14 protein-coding genes are annotated in these 17369 nt (G+C 42.1%); 11 read left to right on the plus strand and 3 right to left on the minus strand.

The window, feature by feature from the left end:
• Position 1 precedes the first annotated feature (1 nt).
• Positions 2 to 1765, minus strand: a complete 1764-nt coding sequence (locus tag G628_RS0113400; RefSeq protein ID WP_155833818.1) for a DUF6044 family protein — start codon at positions 1763 to 1765, stop codon at positions 2 to 4.
• A gap of 377 nt (positions 1766 to 2142) precedes the next feature.
• Here G628_RS0113400 and G628_RS0113405 point away from each other — a divergent pair, with 377 nt between their 5' ends.
• From G628_RS0113405 to G628_RS0113415, 3 genes are read left to right on the plus strand one after another with little or no spacing between them, the layout of a single operon-like run.
• Positions 2143 to 2595, plus strand: a complete 453-nt coding sequence (locus tag G628_RS0113405; protein WP_026656799.1) for an ACT domain-containing protein — start codon at positions 2143 to 2145, stop codon at positions 2593 to 2595.
• 19 nt (positions 2596 to 2614) lie between these two features.
• Entirely contained in the window at positions 2615 to 3823 is a 1209-nt protein-coding gene (locus G628_RS0113410) for a homoserine dehydrogenase (RefSeq protein ID WP_027209354.1), read from the plus strand.
• Between the two features lie 42 nt (positions 3824 to 3865).
• On the plus strand, positions 3866 to 5185 hold the full coding sequence (locus G628_RS0113415) for an aspartate kinase (RefSeq protein ID WP_026656801.1): 1320 nt from the start codon (positions 3866 to 3868) through the stop codon (positions 5183 to 5185).
• On the opposite strand, the gene G628_RS0113420 is transcribed toward G628_RS0113415, so the two are convergent.
• Entirely contained in the window at positions 5176 to 5976 is an 801-nt protein-coding gene (locus tag G628_RS0113420; protein WP_026667196.1) for a hypothetical protein, read from the minus strand. The genes G628_RS0113415 and G628_RS0113420 overlap by 10 nt on opposite strands.
• A gap of 210 nt (positions 5977 to 6186) precedes the next feature.
• Between G628_RS0113420 and G628_RS0113425 the strand changes: the two genes are divergently transcribed.
• The 5 genes from G628_RS0113425 to G628_RS0113445 all read left to right on the plus strand — a co-directional run bounded on the left by G628_RS0113425 (position 6187) and on the right by G628_RS0113445 (position 13693).
• Positions 6187 to 6702: a DUF6106 family protein gene (locus G628_RS0113425; protein WP_051199216.1), complete on the plus strand. Its 516-nt coding sequence runs from the start codon at positions 6187 to 6189 to the stop codon at positions 6700 to 6702.
• A gap of 87 nt (positions 6703 to 6789) precedes the next feature.
• Positions 6790 to 8247: an IMP dehydrogenase gene (gene guaB / locus G628_RS0113430; protein WP_026656805.1), complete on the plus strand. Its 1458-nt coding sequence runs from the start codon at positions 6790 to 6792 to the stop codon at positions 8245 to 8247.
• Positions 8248 to 8293: 46 nt separating this feature from the next.
• On the plus strand, positions 8294 to 11023 hold the full coding sequence (locus G628_RS0113435) for a putative bifunctional diguanylate cyclase/phosphodiesterase (protein ID WP_155833819.1): 2730 nt from the start codon (positions 8294 to 8296) through the stop codon (positions 11021 to 11023).
• Positions 11024 to 11089: 66 nt separating this feature from the next.
• Positions 11090 to 12796 carry a glutamine--tRNA ligase/YqeY domain fusion protein gene (locus tag G628_RS0113440; protein WP_196803767.1) on the plus strand — a complete coding sequence of 569 codons (1707 nt, stop codon included), beginning with the start codon at positions 11090 to 11092 and terminating at the stop codon, positions 12794 to 12796.
• Positions 12797 to 12835: 39 nt separating this feature from the next.
• Positions 12836 to 13693, plus strand: a complete 858-nt coding sequence (locus G628_RS0113445; protein WP_026656808.1) for a DUF2225 domain-containing protein — start codon at positions 12836 to 12838, stop codon at positions 13691 to 13693.
• A gap of 67 nt (positions 13694 to 13760) precedes the next feature.
• On the opposite strand, the gene G628_RS17525 is transcribed toward G628_RS0113445, so the two are convergent.
• Positions 13761 to 14099, minus strand: a complete 339-nt coding sequence (locus G628_RS17525; protein WP_155841050.1) for a hypothetical protein — start codon at positions 14097 to 14099, stop codon at positions 13761 to 13763.
• Positions 14100 to 14270: 171 nt separating this feature from the next.
• Here G628_RS17525 and G628_RS0113455 point away from each other — a divergent pair, with 171 nt between their 5' ends.
• The 3 genes from G628_RS0113455 to malQ are packed head-to-tail and all read left to right on the plus strand — an operon-like array spanning position 14271 to position 17351.
• Positions 14271 to 14873 (plus strand): TetR/AcrR family transcriptional regulator, encoded by a 603-nt coding sequence (locus tag G628_RS0113455; protein ID WP_026656809.1) that lies wholly within the window; start codon positions 14271 to 14273, stop codon positions 14871 to 14873.
• A 15-nt stretch (positions 14874 to 14888) separates the two neighbouring features.
• On the plus strand, positions 14889 to 15803 hold the full coding sequence (locus tag G628_RS0113460) for a carbohydrate kinase family protein (protein ID WP_026656810.1): 915 nt from the start codon (positions 14889 to 14891) through the stop codon (positions 15801 to 15803).
• Positions 15804 to 15827: 24 nt separating this feature from the next.
• The gene (malQ, locus tag G628_RS0113465) at positions 15828 to 17351 is read left to right on the plus strand and encodes a 4-alpha-glucanotransferase (RefSeq protein WP_026667199.1); all 1524 of its coding nucleotides are present in this window, start codon (positions 15828 to 15830) and stop codon (positions 17349 to 17351) included.
• Positions 17352 to 17369 lie beyond the last annotated feature (18 nt).

The raw sequence follows: 17369 nt of genomic DNA on the forward strand, positions 1-17369 counted from the left end.
TTTATAATGAATATACCCATATGGTGTATGGTGAGTTTGTATCCGAGTATTTACCGATGAGCTTAAATCCGGCCTCATCGCCGTTTGAAATCTCGATTCGTGAGAATACATATTTTCCGTTTAATTTCTCAAATGCAGATCTATCGATAAGAAGACGCTTGTCTTCAACATCAACTGTTCTTACAGGATTCCAGATGCCGTAGTCGCTACCTGAAAAGATATAGGCACGTGCGCCCCAATCGTCGTAGTAGTTGCGGGCTTCCTCTGATTCGGAAAGCGAAGGTGCGATCACATTTCTGAATGAATCCTTATATGACTGATAGTAGTAGCTGAGGCACCCGTCCAAAGTCGCAATCTCGTTGTAAGAAAGAACAGCGGGGTGAAAACCGTAAGCTACGCTGTATTCACCGTTATAGCCAATATCTTTTTTTATCTTCTCGAATAATTCTGTAGAAAAGAAATCCCCGTAGGACAGGGTTTCCGATTTCTGCCCTTTCAGTGTTTCCCAAGTGTTTACATAGCATGTGTTGAAAAAGTCGTTATATAAAGACTGTGTGCCAATTACCGAGAGAAGAACCAGTATAGTGACTGTCTTTGGGACAAATGGTAAAACTGCGTTTAAACGGCTTTTTTTACTCTCGTTGAATGTAATGTAATCTGAAAGACGTATCATTGCGATAAGGGCTTCAACGTACCACAGAAGCGGGTTAAAAAATATAGTTCTGTTAAACTGCCATCCCTTTAAAGGCGGAACGAGCGTCTCAAATAGAGTTCTTACGGCATGATTGTTGTAAAGACCGTAAACAATGCAGTTTGCAACTATAAAAAGAAATACAAGGTTAAAAGGATCCTTAAGAGCATTCTTTAGCTCTTTTCTCCTGATATATCCCCAATTTATTGCTATAGATGAAATGACAAACAAAGGAAGAACCACAACTCTGTGCAAGTCTTCGCAGTGGAAAATGTTATTTACAAAAACATTAAAGATGCTGCTTATGATCTCAGATGCAGAGAGATCGTCGATCACCATTGTGTCTCTGATCGTTGCCTGTCCGGAGCCGAATATCAGGGCAAAAAGCCTGTATTCAATGAGAATGTAGCTTACGGACATAAGGATCATCGCAGTAAAGATCCTTATGTTTATCTTTTTTTCTTTTATCCAAAGATAAATGAAGTAGATAAAGATATAACCCAGGATAAAAGGGCCGAAGAATGTAAAATACGACAGCGTCGGGTACAGAAAAGCGAGCAGGTAATAGATTTTGTTGCCGCTGTTTTTAAGTCTTCTGATTATGAATACAAGTAGCGGGAGCGAAGCAAAAGAAAACGAGAATGCCGGATAGAGCGGTAAAAGGCCGTAGATGAAGCTAAAGAGCACAACAGCCCATTCGTATCTTTTGTACTTATCTCCTAAAATGTCTTTTCCCAGGAGGATTCCCGAAAAGAGTGCGATGAATATTTTGAGAAAATATCCCGTAATATACGCCGCGAAATTCGGAAGGATCATATAAAGCCAGGAATAAGCGTAAAACTCTGACAGCAGGAAATTTCTGTCAATACCGCCGAGAAGCGGAATAGTCTTTCCCTGTGAAAAGAACGCATTATTATCCTTTAACAATTTGTAATCGGTTATGTGAATGTCCAGATTATCATGAACGCCAATGAACGTATGAGATTCGCCTGCAATAAGAAAAACGGCGAGCTGAAGAAACACTATACCTAAAACTATAAGAAAATACCAATTCCTAAAAACTTTTTGTTTCATTTAAAACCTATAAACCTATAACCCGAAAAACCACGTTGACCAATGAAAAAGTATAGCATATCTCAACCCCATTTAGACCAATTATTCCAAGGGTTCACAGTTTTTTCGTATTTTATCAAGGGAGCTCTCTCGCAATACGCGAATAAAGATCTGCCCTGTGCCAAAAGGGGTCTCTTATGGTAAAATGTTTCTATTGTGCTATGGGAACCCATGTAAATAGCGGTAGTTTGGCATGATTACCAAAGAGAATGGGGGAGGGAAAAGTTTTTTTGGCAAAAATAAGCCTTGCCTTCAGAACTTTAGCATGCTAAACTCTTTACGTCGCACACAAATGTCCGTAGCAGAAAAACAAGGTGTTATAAATGCGGAGGTCAGGGATGCAGCAGGACACAGGGTATTATGTTATTAGAAGACAGGCGGTTCCGGAAGTGCTGCTTAAGGTTGTAGAGGCCAAGAAACTCTTGGAGTCAGGCAAGGTTAAGACAGTAAATGAAGCGTCTGCGATGCTCGGTATCAGTCGCAGTTCTTTCTATAAATATAAAGAAGATATATATGAGTTTCATGATTCATTGCAGGGAACGACATTTACCCTGACATTCCAGATGAATGATGAAGTAGGTCTTTTATCATATGTTTTGAATCTGATTGCGGATTTCGGAGCAAATATCCTGACAATCCACCAGTCAATCCCGCTTAACGGAGTGGCATCCATATCGATCACGATTCAGGTGCTTGAAGCGACTAAGGATATAATGGAGATGATCTCCATTATGGAAGGTAAAGAAGGAATTCATAAGGTGCACATAACCGGAAGAAGTGCAACCTATTAAAAATATATTGGAGGATGAAATGGCAAAAGTAGCGGTTTTAGGTTACGGAACAGTAGGAAGCGGAGTTGTTGAAGTTCTTGACACAAATGCAGCAGAGGTTGCAAACAGCGCAGGAGAAGCCGTAGAAGTTAAGTACATACTTGACCTCAGGGATTTCCCCGGCGATAAGCATGAGAATCAGGTCGTACATGACTTTGATATTATACTTAACGATCCCGAAGTTGACGTTATCTGCGAAACAATGGGAGGTCTTGAGCCTGCTTTTACATTTGAAAAGAAGGCACTTGAAAAGGGAAAGAGCGTATGCACATCAAATAAAGAGCTCGTTGCAGCGCACGGTCCCGAACTTGTTGAGATTGCAAAGAAGAACGGCGTAAGTTACCTCTTTGAAGCAAGCGTAGGCGGCGGTATTCCGGTTCTTCGCAGCATCAACGATTCACTTAAGCATGAGAAGATCGATTCAATAACAGGTATTCTCAACGGAACAACCAATTACATCCTTACTAAGATGGATAAAGAGGGCATCGGATTTGCCACAGTCCTTAAGCAGGCACAGGATAAGGGCTATGCAGAGAGAAATCCCGAAGCCGATATCGAGGGATATGATGCATGCCGTAAGATCGCTATTCTTTCAAGCCTTATGAGCGGCGAGCACGTAAATTACGAGGATATTTACACAGAGGGAATCACCACGATCAGCATTGAGGATTTTGCTTATGCAAAGAGCCTTAACATGGCTATCAAGCTCCTTGGAATGTGCAAGAAGAACGAGAGCGGATTCTTTACTATAGTAGCTCCTTTCCTTATTCCTATGGAGAATCCTCTTGCAAACGTAAACGGCGTATTCAACGCGATCGACGTTCACGGAAACATGCTCGGCGATGTAATGTTCTACGGTAAGGGCGCAGGTAAGAGCGCTACAGCAAGTGCGGTTGTTGCAGACGTTGTAGATATCCTTAAGCACAAGGACAAGCATATCGAAGTAAACATGAATTCCAAGAAGGCAGTGCTTACTTCAAAAGACAACGCTGTTCGTAAGTTCTTTGTAAGAGTTACCGAGGATCTTGAAGATCATGCAAAAGAACTGTTCGGAAACAAGATAGAGATTATTAAGAGCGAAGAAGTAAAAGGCGAGTTCGCATTCGTCACAGATCTTATTTCAGAAAAAGATTTTGAAGAAAAGCTTTGGAAGTTTGACAGCGTTAAGGGATATATCAGGCTTTATTGATAAGTTTTCCCTATAAAAATACAAAAAAGAGGTTTGTTCATTATGAAGAAGGTAGTTAAATTTGGCGGAAGTTCACTTGCAAGTGCAGAGCAGTTTAAAAAGGTAGGCGAGATCATCAAGGCAGATCCCGACCGCGTGTATGTTGTTCCTTCTGCTCCGGGAAAAAGAAATTCCAAGGACACAAAGGTTACAGACATGCTTTACAAGACATATGCTCTTGCCGAGGCAAAGAAGGACTTTTCAAAACAGCTTGCCGATATTAAGGCAAGATACGACGAGATCATCAAGGGACTTAACCTTAAGCTTGATCTTTCTGATGAGTTCAAGACAATTGAGAAGAACTTTAAGGCTATTGCAGGTAATGACTATGCTGCAAGCCGTGGAGAGTACCTGAACGGAATAATCATGGCAAATTACCTTGGTTATGAGTTCATCGATTCCGCAACAGTAGTTGTATTTGACAAGAACGGTGAGTTCGACGGAGAGAAGACAAACAAGCTTATGTCTAAAAAGCTTGAGAAAACTCCCAAGGCCGTTATTCCGGGATTCTACGGTGCATATCCCGACGGAAGCATCAAGACATTTTCAAGAGGCGGTTCCGATATAACAGGTTCTATCGTTTCAAGAGCTATCAAGGCTGATGTTTACGAGAACTGGACAGATGTTTCGGGATTCCTTGTTGCAGATCCCAGAATCATCGACAAGCCACCGCACATTGAGACTATCACATATACAGAGCTTAGAGAGCTTGCATACATGGGAGCTTCCGTTCTTCACGAAGACGCTATCTTCCCTGTAAGAAAAGAGGGTATTCCGATCAATATCAGAAATACCAACAAGCCTGAGGATCCGGGAACATGGATCGTTGAGTCAACAGCAAAGAAGTCTAAGTATGTTATTACCGGTATTGCCGGAAAGAAGGGATTCTGCTGTGTAAACATTCTGAAGGATCAGATGAATTCAGAGATTGGATTTGTAAGAAAGGTACTTCAGGCTTTTGAAGATCAGCAGATCTCAATCGAGCACGTACCTTCAGGAATCGATACCATGACGGTATTTGTTCAGGAAGATGAGTTTATCGAGAAAGAGCAGTCGGTTGTTTCAGAGATTCACAGACTTGCACATCCCGATATGCTTGAGATTGAATCAGATCTTGCCCTCATCGCAGTCGTTGGACGCGGAATGAAGTCTACAAGAGGAACAGCCGGAAGAATATTCTCAGCACTTGCTCATGCAAGCGTTAACGTAAGAATGATCGACCAGGGTTCTTCAGAGCTTAACATCATCATCGGTGTTGATGCGCGTGACTTTGAGAAGGCAATTCGTTCAATATATGATATATTCGTAACTACTCAGTTCTGATATATATAATCTAAGAATTTTACGGCAGCTTCGGTTCGTGTGGAATTTGCAATGATTCCGACAACCGATGTCTTGCCTGAATATATTCCGGTCTTTTCGTAGGCTTTAGAATTATTGATGATAATTCCTACGGGGACCGGATTTTTCATTTCTTCTTTGGGAAGATTGGTATAATTTCCGGTCTTTGCCGCGTTGTCACAAAGAACAGCGTATTTGTTGTTTTCGTCAAAAGTTCCGTTTGTCAGATAAGCCTGATATTCATCGGATGCAATGTATTCGATGTAGCCCGCATCCATGTAGAGAACATTGTCACCCATTGCTTCAAGGTCTTCTTTGGAATAATAAGCTGAAAGGTCGGCGAATACATCCTGTCCGGCATACTGGAAAAAAGTATTGTAGTCCGCGCCGAGAACATCAAGCTCCTTTGCGGCTATGTTTGCCGTTATCTTCTGAGTTGTAGCGACAGCAACCTGATCGATGTTGTCCGGGTTAAGAACTGCTGTGGTGTCTACAAAGCAGACATTTTCTGCGGGATCGACACCTATGGCTTCCATAAAGTCCTCAGCCATCGTGTTTTCAAGTGAAGCAGGTGTAGAATTGACAAGAATTACACTGAGAAAAGTGGGCTTTTCGTTGACCATGTTCTTTATGCCTGAGATGATGAAGATCAGGGCGACGACAACCGTCATTACGTGGAACTTGTAGTAGTCCCAGAAATAATCCCATTTTGCCTTGAAATCTTTATCCTTCATCTTGTCTTGCTGCTGCTTGACTTCTTCACGAATTGACATATACATACCTCTCTATTTTTAATAAAACAATGTCATTTTGTTTCTAAAACATATATAATGAAATAAAGCTTGTACATTTATAATGATATAAACGTTATTTAACTATAAGTCAACTGATTGGTCAAAAAAAACTTGAAAGAGTAACGGAAATAATATAAGATAGTCGATAAAATGGCAGGCAGTCAAGTATGTAGGAGGTTGGATTTATACATGATCGGTAATGACAACAGTTATGTTGAATGTCTAGTAGCCAGTAAAGCGTCTCCGCTAGTTGTTGTTCTTAAGTATGTGTGCTTTGGATTGGCTATATTTTTCTTACTTTCAACTCTATTGTTAAATGCAAATATCATTTGTGTTCTGCTTTTTCTGGCAGCCGGTGCCGGATACTATTTCGCAAAGCAGAATTCCAGTATAGAGTATGAATATCAGTATTGTGACAAGGAAATTTCCATTGATAAAATCTTGAATAAGAGTTCCCGTAAACATATAGGAACTTATGAAGTCGAAAAGATCGCTGCTATGGCGCCTTCGAATTCATATCATCTTTCGGAGTACAAGAATCAGACATTTAAGACTCTTGATTTTTCGGCAAAAAATAAAAATGTTCAGCCCGATCCTACATATACATTTTATTATGACGGAAAAGAAAAGATCGTATTTGAGCCAAGCAGTGAGCTTGTTGCTGCCGTTAAGGCCGTTGCACCGAGAAAGGTTTTTACAGACTGATTTTTTTGGTGGATTAATTATTGTGTAGTTATTACGGAGGTTTTTTGCCTCCATAATCATTATTATTATTTAGATTGGAGTTAAAAGATGGGACAGATTATTGGTGAAGGAATAACATTTGATGACGTGCTTTTGGTGCCTGCATATTCACAGGTTATACCCGGACAGGTAGATGTGAGTACATGGCTTACCAAGAAGATCAGACTTAACATTCCTATGATGAGTGCGGGAATGGATACAGTTACAGAGCACAGAATGGCAATCGCAATGGCCAGACAGGGTGGAATCGGTATTATCCACAAGAACATGTCTATTGAGGCACAGGCTGAAGAAGTAGATAAAGTTAAGAGATCTGAGAACGGCGTTATCACAGATCCTTTTTCACTTTCACCGGATCACACACTTGCAGATGCGGACGCACTTATGGCTAAGTTCCGTATTTCGGGTGTTCCCATTACAGAAGGCAGAAAGCTTGTCGGAATCATTACAAACCGTGACCTTAAGTTTGAAAAAGATTTCTCACAGAAGATCAAGGATGTAATGACAAGCGAGAATCTTGTTACTGCTAAGGCAGGTATCACACTCGAGGAAGCAAAGAGCATCCTTGCAAAGTCCAAAAAAGAGAAACTTCCCATCGTAGATGACGACTACAATCTTGTAGGTCTTATTACAATCAAGGATATTGAGAAGACAATTAAGTATCCCCTTGCTGCAAAGGATGACCAGGGCAGACTTCTTTGCGGTGCAGGCGTTGGTATTTCAGCTAACTGTCTTGACCGTGTTGCTGCTCTTGTAGATGCTAAAGTTGACGTTATCGTGCTTGATTCCGCACACGGACATTCTGAGAACGTTCTTAAGTGCCTTAGAATGATAAAAGAGAAATTCCCCGATCTTCAGGTTATCGCCGGAAACTGTGCTACTGGTGAGGCTACTAAGGCTCTTATCGAAGCAGGTGCCGACGCTGTTAAGGTTGGTATCGGTCCCGGATCTATCTGCACAACTCGTGTAGTTGCAGGTATCGGTGTTCCTCAGGTTTCAGCTGTTATGAACTGCTATGAAGTAGCTAAGGAATATGGTGTTCCGATCATCGCAGACGGTGGTATAAAGTATTCAGGAGACATCACAAAGGCTATCGCTGCCGGCGGAAACCTTGTAATGATGGGTTCAATCTTCGCAGGCTGCGACGAGGCTCCCGGTGACTTCGAGCTCTTCCAGGGCAGAAAATATAAGGTATATCGTGGAATGGGATCAATCTCAGCTATGGAGAACGGTTCCAAGGATCGTTATTTCCAGGAAAATGCAAAGAAACTTGTTCCCGAAGGTGTTGAAGGACGTGTTGCATACAAGGGAACAGTAGAAGATACAGTATTCCAGCTTATGGGTGGTCTTCGTTCAGGTATGGGTTATTGCGGATGCGCTACCATCGAGGAACTCAAAGAGAACGGAAAGTTCATCAAGATGACTTCCGCAGCGCTTCGTGAGTCACATCCTCATGATATTCAGATCACAAAAGAGGCACCTAACTATAGTGTAGATGACCACTAATTTCCTGTTATTTTATTAAATTGATAAACAGGGATGGGGGGATATTTTGCAAGAGACACTAAATGAGATGGACACGATAAATGCTACCAATAAGGGCTCTTCTTCGTCAGTAAGCGGAGCTCTTGGTAGTTTTACGCCTAAATATGCCGATGAAATGCAGGCTTGGCAGGACAAGTTCTGCGAGATGGCAGGGGTTTACGCCTTCTGCCTTGATCCGGCAGGTGTCCCTCTCAGTAATTTTTCCGGAAATCCTCATGAGATAGAAATCATAAAAAAATACGTTACGGAACCCAGAATAAAGAGTATCCACAAGCGAGTGTCGGAGAGCGACCTCGAGGATCAGGCGGTTGAGATAACAGAGATTCCGAACCTGCGTCTTGCTGCGGTAGCTGTTAAAAACGGCAATACAACAGCGGCTGTGTGGATAGTCTGTGGGGTGTTCACTGATTTTGAATACGATTCCGAGTATTTTCATCTTGAGCCGATAGATTCTTTCGGCTACAGAACTTCAGAGAGTAAATTTTATAAGACGCTGGATATATTGCGCACGACACTTGATATTCTCATAAAGCTTGAAGCTTCCAGATCCAAAGCTGTGGCTGTAAGTGAAGAGAGCAGGCAGCAGGAGCTTGAAATGACGAATTCATTCAGGCGTGCCGAGACCATGACTGAGATAGTATCACTCCTTGATAGCGACGATACTATTGAAGAAATAATGGTCGAGATATTAAAGAAGCTCTGCACATATCTCCAGATAAGCAACGGATTTACATGTAAGGTTCATCACAATTCTCTTATGGATATTGTTGTTCAGTGGACTGCTTCCGGTGTTGAAAAGATTTTTCCTGAGACCACTGACAGAGAGCTTTGCTGGTTCCTTGGAAGCGAGAAGGCGGTTGTTATATCAAGTGATACGGCGATGAATGCGGGCGAGCGCGAACAGGTGGAAGACCTTGGCATTAAGGCTCTTGTCGCAATGCCTGTTATTATTAACGGCTCGGCTCTTTTCTATGCATGTCTTACAGAGAACAGAGAGAACAGGATATGGTCGATAGATGACGTTAAGTTTATCAACGATGCGATCCGCGTTCTACAGACAATAATAACAAAGAGACTTCAGAAGAATTCGCTCGCAAGTTCTTTTGCTTCGCTTGAAGCTGTGCTTGATAACGTGGGAAGTGCCATCTACGTAAGGGATATAGGCACCGGCGTCCTTCTGTTTGCAAACAGAAGCTTTAAAAAGAACTTTAATAAAGAGCTTACCGAGAATACTCTTGTGGATCTTTTTGAATCAAATATTCCCGCGAAGAGCAGAAGCGGAAACTACGAGGTTCATCACAAGGACAGAGAGAAATGGTACGATGTTTACTACACTAGGATCAAGTGGGTGGACGGACGTCCCGTTTCTTTGTGTGCTATATATGATATTACCGAGAAAAAGCTGTATCAAAAGAGAATTGAGCAGCAGGCATATACAGATTTCCTGACAGGCCTTTACAACAGAATGTGCTGTGAGAAAGACCTTGCCAGATACATTGACGAAGCAAGGACAAAGCGTATTCACGGTGCGCTTATGTACCTTGATCTTGATGACTTTAAGCATATCAACGACAGTTTGGGACATCAGTACGGAGATGTTCTTTTAAGAGATATTTCTAAGGCGATAAGCAGAATCGAAGGAATAACCAATTCCTGCTACAGAATGGGTGGAGACGAGTTCGTTATTATCGTTCCTCCCGAGAGTTTTGATAGACTCCCCAAGATCATTGAGGAGATAAAAAATACTTTCGCAACACCGTGGTATCTTAAGGACAGCGATTATTACTGTACAATGAGTATGGGTGTTGTAAAGTATCCCGATCACGGTGACAATGTTTCGGAACTTATCAGAAAGTCCGACGTTGCGATGTATGAAGCGAAGAAATCCGGTAAGAACAGGATTGCCGAGTATTCCGACAATATTGATTCTTCATCGATACACAGACTCGATCTTGAGAAGAATATGTATGACGCTATAACAAAGAGTTGCAGCGAGTTTGAGGTTTACTTCCAGCCTGTTATCAGCGAACCTATAGACAACAAGAGCGGAAGAAAGCAGTACAAGCACGTCGGTGCAGAGGCTCTTGTAAGATGGAACAGTTCAAAGCTTGGATTCTTGAGCCCCGATGAATTTGTTCCGCTTGCTGAGTACCTGGGACTTATCACGCCTATCGGTAATCACGTTCTTAAAAAAGCTTGTGAGTGCTGCAGACAGTGGAATGAGTCGGGAACGGGAGAATATGCGGTTTCCGTAAATCTTTCCGTTGTGCAGATTATGCAGAACGACATCGTGGATGTTATAAGGAAGAATATTGAAGAAAACCACATCAATCCTCGTAATCTGGTACTTGAGCTTACTGAGAGACTTGCGATAAACGATCTTGCAAGAACGAAGCAGACGCTTCTTGATATCAAGGCACTCGGAGTAAGGCTTGCACTTGATGATTTCGGTACGGGTTACTCTGCTCTTAGCAGTATAAGAGCGCTTCCTTTTGACATAATCAAGGTTGACCAGAACTTTGCCAAGGATCTTGCCGAGGATGATTATTCGCAGGCATTTATCCGCATGATGGCAGAGCTTGGAAAGGCAATAAATGCCGAGATCTGCGTTGAAGGAATAGAGACGCAGGCGCAGCTTGATGCGATAAAAGGAATGGGAGTTAAGTATGTTCAGGGTTATTATTACGACAAACCCATGCGCAGAGTGGCTTTCGAGGAAAAGTACGTTTATAACTAAAAATATGTTATTATATAAGAGCGCTAAACGGCACAAAGATATAAATGTAAAGGTTAGGATTTAATAATGGCAGAAGTAATTACAAATACAAGTGATAATGCTGAGGTGGAAAATACACCTTCCAGACATTTTATAGAGCAGGCTATAGACAAGGATCTTGCGGAGGGAGTTTACGATCATGTATGCACAAGATTTCCTCCCGAGCCAAACGGTTTTTTGCATATAGGACATGCTAAGAGTATTCTTCTTAACTACGGAATGGCAAAAGAATACAACGGCAAGTTCAACATGAGATTTGACGATACCAATCCCACCAAGGAAAGATCTGAGTTCATGGACTCCATTATCGAGGACGTTAAGTGGCTCGGTGCGGATTATGAAGACCGTCTTTTCCATGCTTCGGATTACTTTGATGAGATGTATGAGAATGCCGTTAAACTTATAAAAAAGGGCAAGGCATACGTTTCAGAGCTTACTGCCGAGCAGATGCGTGAATACAGAGGAACACTCACAGAGCCCGGTAAGGACGATCCTAACAGAAACAGAAGTGTTGAGGATAACTTAAGACTCTTTGAGGATATGAAGAACGGCAAGGTCGAGGACGGCGCTATGACACTGAGAGCCAAGATCGACATGTCTTCACCTAACATAAATATGAGAGATCCCATTATCTACAGGGTTGCTCATATGACACATGCACGTACACAGGATAAGTGGTGCATTTATCCTATGTATGACTATGCTCATCCCATTGAGGATGCGATTGAGGGTATAACACATTCACTCTGCACATTGGAGTTTGAGGATCACAGACCTCTTTACGACTGGGTAAAAGAGGAGTGCGGCTACAAGAATCCTCCCCGTCAGATTGAGTTTGCGAAGCTCTACCTCAACAATGTCGTAACAGGTAAAAGATATATCAAGAGACTTGTAGAAGACGGAATTGTTGACGGATGGGACGATCCGAGACTTGTAACCATCGCAGCACTCAGAAGAAGAGGATTTACTCCCGAGTCAATCAAGATGTTCGTTGATATGTGCGGAATCAGTAAAGCACAGTCAACTGCAGAGTACGCGATGCTTGAGTATTGCATAAGAGAAGACCTTAAGCTTAAGGCAAAGAGAATGCTTGCAGTTCTCAACCCCGTAAAGCTTATAATAGATAACTATCCCGAGAATGCGACAGAGTATCTCGAGATTGAGAATAACAAAGAAGTTCCTGAGATGGGAACAAGAAAGATTCCTTTTGGAAAAGAGCTCTATATCGAGAGAGAAGACTTCATGGAGGAGCCTCCGAAGAAGTATTTCCGTCTTTTCCCCGGAAACGAAGTAAGACTTATGAACGCTTACTTTGTAACATGTACGGGTTGCGATAAGGATGAGAACGGCAATGTTATCGCCGTACATTGTACTTACGATCCCGAGACTAAGTCCGGAAGCGGATTTAACGCAAGAAAAGTTAAGGGCACGATTCACTGGGTTGCTGCAAAAGAAGCGGTAACTGCAGAAGTTCGTCTTTATGAGAATATTATTGATGAGGAGAAGGGCGTTTATAACGAGGACGGTTCTCTTAACTTAAACCCCAACTCAATTACAGTTATCAAGGATGCTAAGCTTGAGCCCGAACTTGCAGATGCGGTAAGCTACGACAAATTCCAGTTTGTAAGAAACGGATTTTTCTGCGTTGACAGCAAGGATTCTAAGCCCGGAGCACCTGTATTTAACAGGATTGTTTCGCTTAAGAGTTCTTTTGTTCTGCCAAAGAATAATTAAAAATTTTTCTATAGTAATATTTAGAAAAGAGGTATAGAAATGGCTGGTATTTTTTCTGGACTGGAGAAGCTTGGACTTGGAAATATTGACGGAGGAAATCTTTTTGAGGATCCAAACAAGAAAGAGGCCAATGTCAAGAAAGCTGAGCCCCAGAAGAAGCTTACACTTGTCAATGAGGAGGATTATCTTTTTGACAAGAAATATAAATGTCCTATCTGTGATTCGGACTTTGAATCAAAGACTGTTCGTACAGGTAAGGTTAGAATGAAGGCTGTGGATGTGGATTTAAGGCCTGACTATTCTGAAGTCGATCTTACAAAGTATGACATCATTGCATGCCCCGAATGCGGATATGCGGCGCTTGGAAGATATTTCACGACGCTCAATAAGTATCAGATTGACGATATCAGAAACAAAATCTGCATGAATTACAAGAAGCAGGACTACAAGGAGCCTATATACACATATGAGCATGCACGAAGCCTTTATCAGCTTGCACTTGCAAATGCGGTAGTAAAGAAGGCGAAGAACAGCGAGAAGGCTTATATCTGTCTTAAGACAGCCTGGGTAATTAGAGGTGAGACTCAGAGACTCGATCAGGACGAAGCTGATTACGAGAAGAAGAAAAAAGATAACGACGCTCAGGAGCTTGAGCTTTTAAAGAACGCACTTAACGGATTCATCATGGCAAGGCAGTCAGAAGATTTCCCTATTGCCGGAATGGATTCGACAACGCTCGATTATCTTATCGCAGCACTTGCATTTGAGACAGAACAGTATGATATCGCAAGCAAGATGATCTCTGAACTTCTCATGTCCAGAACCGCAAACAGCAGGATTAAGGACAAGGCTAGAGCTCTTAAGGATATGATGGCCGAGAAGCAGGGCGAAAAGTAATTCTCCCAAATAAAAACAGACATAATAAAACCCCATGGATAGCGATATCCGTGGGGTTAACTATTATTTATAACTTATCTTCTTCATTGCCAAAGAATTCATCAGGTGTAGCGGAATCATTGCTTTCGGTAGTGCTTATTGCTTCGGCAGCTTCAGCAGTAGTTGCGGCTTTTCCGGCCTTTTCTTCGGCGGTTTTGATGTCTACGTATTTTCTGGAACCGAATCTGGACTCGGTTGCTTCATCCAAATCCTCATCGAAATCTTCGAACTCTTCAAAATCATCGTCATCAAAACTGTCGGCAATCTCAGCATCTCTCTTACTTAAGTAATAATATACACCGGCTGCGGCTGCACCAACAGCAGTACAGAATAAAATAAACTTTCCGAATCCATTTCCCTTGGACATAACCATACATCCTCCTATCCAAACGTTGAATTAATTTTATAACAATTTTCAGATAAATAAAAGTACGTTGTATTAAAAATTAATAAATAACGGCAAATCGTTTGAATTAGTACTTACAAAATGATATATTAAAATCAGACTGATGTAGTCAATTGAAGCCGGAGAACGTGTATGAATGAACGATTTTTTGAGCTAAAAAAAGATAAGCAGGAACGGATCATTAACGCGGCGTTTAAGGTGTTTGCGGAGAACGGCTACACGCATTCCAGCACCGACGAGATAGTTAAGACTGCGGATATCAGTAAGGGCTTGTTGTTTCATTATTTTGGAAATAAAATCGGTTTGTATTCTTTTCTGTATGATTATGCGACGAGGTCGGTGACGCTTGAATTTTCGACACATGTTGAAAAGAGTGAGACCGGCTACTTTGAGCTGTACAAGCAGGTTCTTGCGGCTAAGGGCGATGCTCTTAAACGGTTCCCGTATATTTTTTCTTTTCTGAAAAAAGCGGATGAAGAGACGGATACTAAGGCTTCTTTTGAAATAAGCGAGAAGCGGGAGAAGTTCTCGATGATAATGCGTGCGCTTAAAGAGAGGGCGGACATAACAGTCTTTTCCACGGGAGTTGACTACAACAAAATATGGTACATTCTTGATTATACGGTGGAAGGAGTACTCGAAAAGAATATCAGAGGTGGTAGCTTTAGGGCAGACCTGTTTATGGAAGAAGCTTTGGAATACGTTGATATGGTTCAAAGGATGGTGCTTACATAATAAGGAGGCTAAAAAATGGGTAAATTTTTAGTGGCTGGTGTAACACAGATTGAAACTATCGTAAGAGTTGAAAAGATTCCTGTCAGCTTTGCGCCTATGACAAGCGCTATAGATTCTATCTATACCGCGATGGGCGGTGATGCCTACAACGAGTCGCTTGCACTTGAGTGGCTGGGTGACGAGGTTGTCTTTATGTCAATTGTCGGACGTAATCAGGATCTTGAGATGATCAATCCGCCCGACAGGAGAATCACGCTTTCCACTGAATATATTATCCCGCAGATGAATGATACGCCTACCGAAGTTGTTCTGTACGACAAGGAAAGGCGACAGCAGATCTTTGAAGATATCAAGGATCTTAGAGAAAATACATATGACATGTCCATGGTTCCGCCTATTGCGGAGAGCTGTGACATGGTAGTTCTGGCCAATGCGAATTTCTGCAGGCCGTTTGTTAAGGTTGCGAAAGAGCACAATAAGCCTGTCGCAGTTAACATCAGATATTACGAGAGAGAAAAAGAAAAATATAACGCAGACTTTCTAGACTCCGCAAAGGTTCTTTATTTCAGTGACGATACTTTGACGGAAGATCCCTACGATTTCATAGACAGAATGGCAAATACATACGGAACGGAGATAATTATCCTCGGTCAGGGCAGTGAAGGACTGATGCTTTATGACAAAGTTCAGAATCTTCGAATTCACTACAACACCGTTAAGACCAACGAGGTAGTAAATACCATAGGTGCAGGTAATGCGCTTTTTGCATGCTTCCTTCATTACTACATGGAGACGGGAGACAGCGTAAACGCCATAAAGAATGCACTTTTGTTCGCATCCTACAAGATTGGATATATGGGAACGTCAAACGGATTTATGACGCCGGATCAGCTTGCACAGTGGAGAAACCTGATCTGGGGTATTAAGTAAAAAAGATACTATAAGGGGACCGATATGAAAAAAAGCGAAAATGAGCAAAAAAGAGCTTGCGGCGTTTTACTTCCTGTTTTTTCATTGCCGTCGAAATACGGAATCGGTGCGTTTTCAAAAGAAGCGTACGAGTTTGTGGATTTCCTTAAGAAAGCGGGGCAGAAGTATTGGCAGATCCTTCCTCTTGGGCCTACGGGATACGGTGATTCGCCTTATCAGTCTTTTTCTACTTTTGCAGGAAATCCGTATCTGATAGATCCTGAGTTTTTTGCGGAAAAAGATCTTTTGACATTGGAAGACCTTGAGGTATTAAAGAGCGAAGAGCCGGTTGATAAGGTTGACTACAAGACTATTGAGGCGCATAAATACGAGCTTATGCGCAAGGCTTTCGGAAATATAGATAAGGCCTTTGGAGCTTCTGGCATAAAAGCTGATTTCGAGAAGTTCAAGAAAAGCAACGGAAAGAAGTGGCTCTTTGACTATGCACTTTTTATGGCTCTTAAGGATATGTACGGCGGAAGGTCTTGGAATACCTGGGATGAGGCCATAAGACTCAGGAAAAAAGACGCCATGACAAAGTATAGGGAGAAGCTCTCGGAAGAGATAGATTTCTACTGCTTTGTCCAGTTTGTTTTTTATGTGCAGTGGAATGCGCTTAAAAATTACGCGAATAAGAACGGGATCGAGATTATCGGCGACATACCGATATATGTTGCTTTTGACAGCTCGGATACGTGGGCAAATCCTGAACTTTTCCTTCTTGATAAGGACAATGTTCCTATAGAGGTTGCGGGATGTCCTCCCGATGCGTTCAGTAAGACAGGACAGCTTTGGGGAAATCCGCTTTATAGGTGGGACTATCACAAGCAGACGGGGTATAAGTGGTGGCTTGAGAGAATAGGGCACTGCTACAAGCTTTATGATGTGCTTCGTATCGATCATTTTAGGGGCTTTGATGAGTATTATGCGATTCCTTACGGAAATCCTACGGCTGAGATCGGAAAGTGGCGTAAAGGTCCCGGATACGATCTTTTCGATGCGGTGAAAAAAGAATTCGGAGACGTAAAGGTTATCGCAGAAGATCTGGGATTTCTTACGCCTTCGGTCATTAAGCTTGTAAAAAAGACGGGATATCCCGGAATGAAGGTGCTTCACTTTGCGTTTGGAGCGGATGATGACAGCGAATATCTTCCGCACTACTATAACAGCAACTGCGTTGTATATACGGGAACTCACGACAATGATACGACAAGGGGATGGTATAAGACACTAAGCAGAGATGATAAGAAATTTGTGAGGGACTATCTTGGAGTAAACAGCGGAAGGCAGGTTATAAGCGGACTTATACGCGCTGCATTTTCAAGCGTTGCGGACACTGCGATAATTCCCATGCAGGATTATCTCGAGCTTGACGAGAGTGCAAGAATAAACATTCCGTCGACTCTCGGTGGAAACTGGCAGTGGAAGATGGAAGGCGATGAGCTCACGGATGAGCTCTGCGAGAGGATGTATAGCTACGCTAAAGTTTACGGAAGAATCAGGAAGTAAATGAAAATTTAGAAAGTA

This window comes from Butyrivibrio hungatei NK4A153 (assembly GCF_000424465.1).
GTDB classification, from domain to species: Bacteria; Bacillota; Clostridia; order Lachnospirales; family Lachnospiraceae; genus Butyrivibrio; species Butyrivibrio hungatei_A.

What these genes read in the sequence shown, in the direction of transcription:
- G628_RS0113400 (WP_155833818.1), bottom strand. Translation starts at nt 1,765, where the DNA reads ATGAAACAAAAAGTTTTTAGGAATTGGTATTTTCTTATAGTTTTAGGT.
- G628_RS0113455 (WP_026656809.1), top strand. Translation starts at nt 14,271, where the DNA reads ATGAATGAACGATTTTTTGAGCTAAAAAAAGATAAGCAGGAACGGATC.
- guaB (WP_026656805.1), top strand. Translation starts at nt 6,790, where the DNA reads ATGGGACAGATTATTGGTGAAGGAATAACATTTGATGACGTGCTTTTG.
- G628_RS0113420 (WP_026667196.1), bottom strand. Translation starts at nt 5,976, where the DNA reads ATGTCAATTCGTGAAGAAGTCAAGCAGCAGCAAGACAAGATGAAGGAT.
- G628_RS0113405 (WP_026656799.1), top strand. Translation starts at nt 2,143, where the DNA reads ATGCAGCAGGACACAGGGTATTATGTTATTAGAAGACAGGCGGTTCCG.
- G628_RS0113440 (WP_196803767.1), top strand. Translation starts at nt 11,090, where the DNA reads ATGGCAGAAGTAATTACAAATACAAGTGATAATGCTGAGGTGGAAAAT.
- malQ (WP_026667199.1), top strand. Translation starts at nt 15,828, where the DNA reads ATGAAAAAAAGCGAAAATGAGCAAAAAAGAGCTTGCGGCGTTTTACTT.
- G628_RS0113415 (WP_026656801.1), top strand. Translation starts at nt 3,866, where the DNA reads ATGAAGAAGGTAGTTAAATTTGGCGGAAGTTCACTTGCAAGTGCAGAG.
- G628_RS0113460 (WP_026656810.1), top strand. Translation starts at nt 14,889, where the DNA reads ATGGGTAAATTTTTAGTGGCTGGTGTAACACAGATTGAAACTATCGTA.
- G628_RS0113410 (WP_027209354.1), top strand. Translation starts at nt 2,615, where the DNA reads ATGGCAAAAGTAGCGGTTTTAGGTTACGGAACAGTAGGAAGCGGAGTT.
- G628_RS17525 (WP_155841050.1), bottom strand. Translation starts at nt 14,099, where the DNA reads ATGTCCAAGGGAAATGGATTCGGAAAGTTTATTTTATTCTGTACTGCT.
- G628_RS0113445 (WP_026656808.1), top strand. Translation starts at nt 12,836, where the DNA reads ATGGCTGGTATTTTTTCTGGACTGGAGAAGCTTGGACTTGGAAATATT.
- G628_RS0113425 (WP_051199216.1), top strand. Translation starts at nt 6,187, where the DNA reads ATGATCGGTAATGACAACAGTTATGTTGAATGTCTAGTAGCCAGTAAA.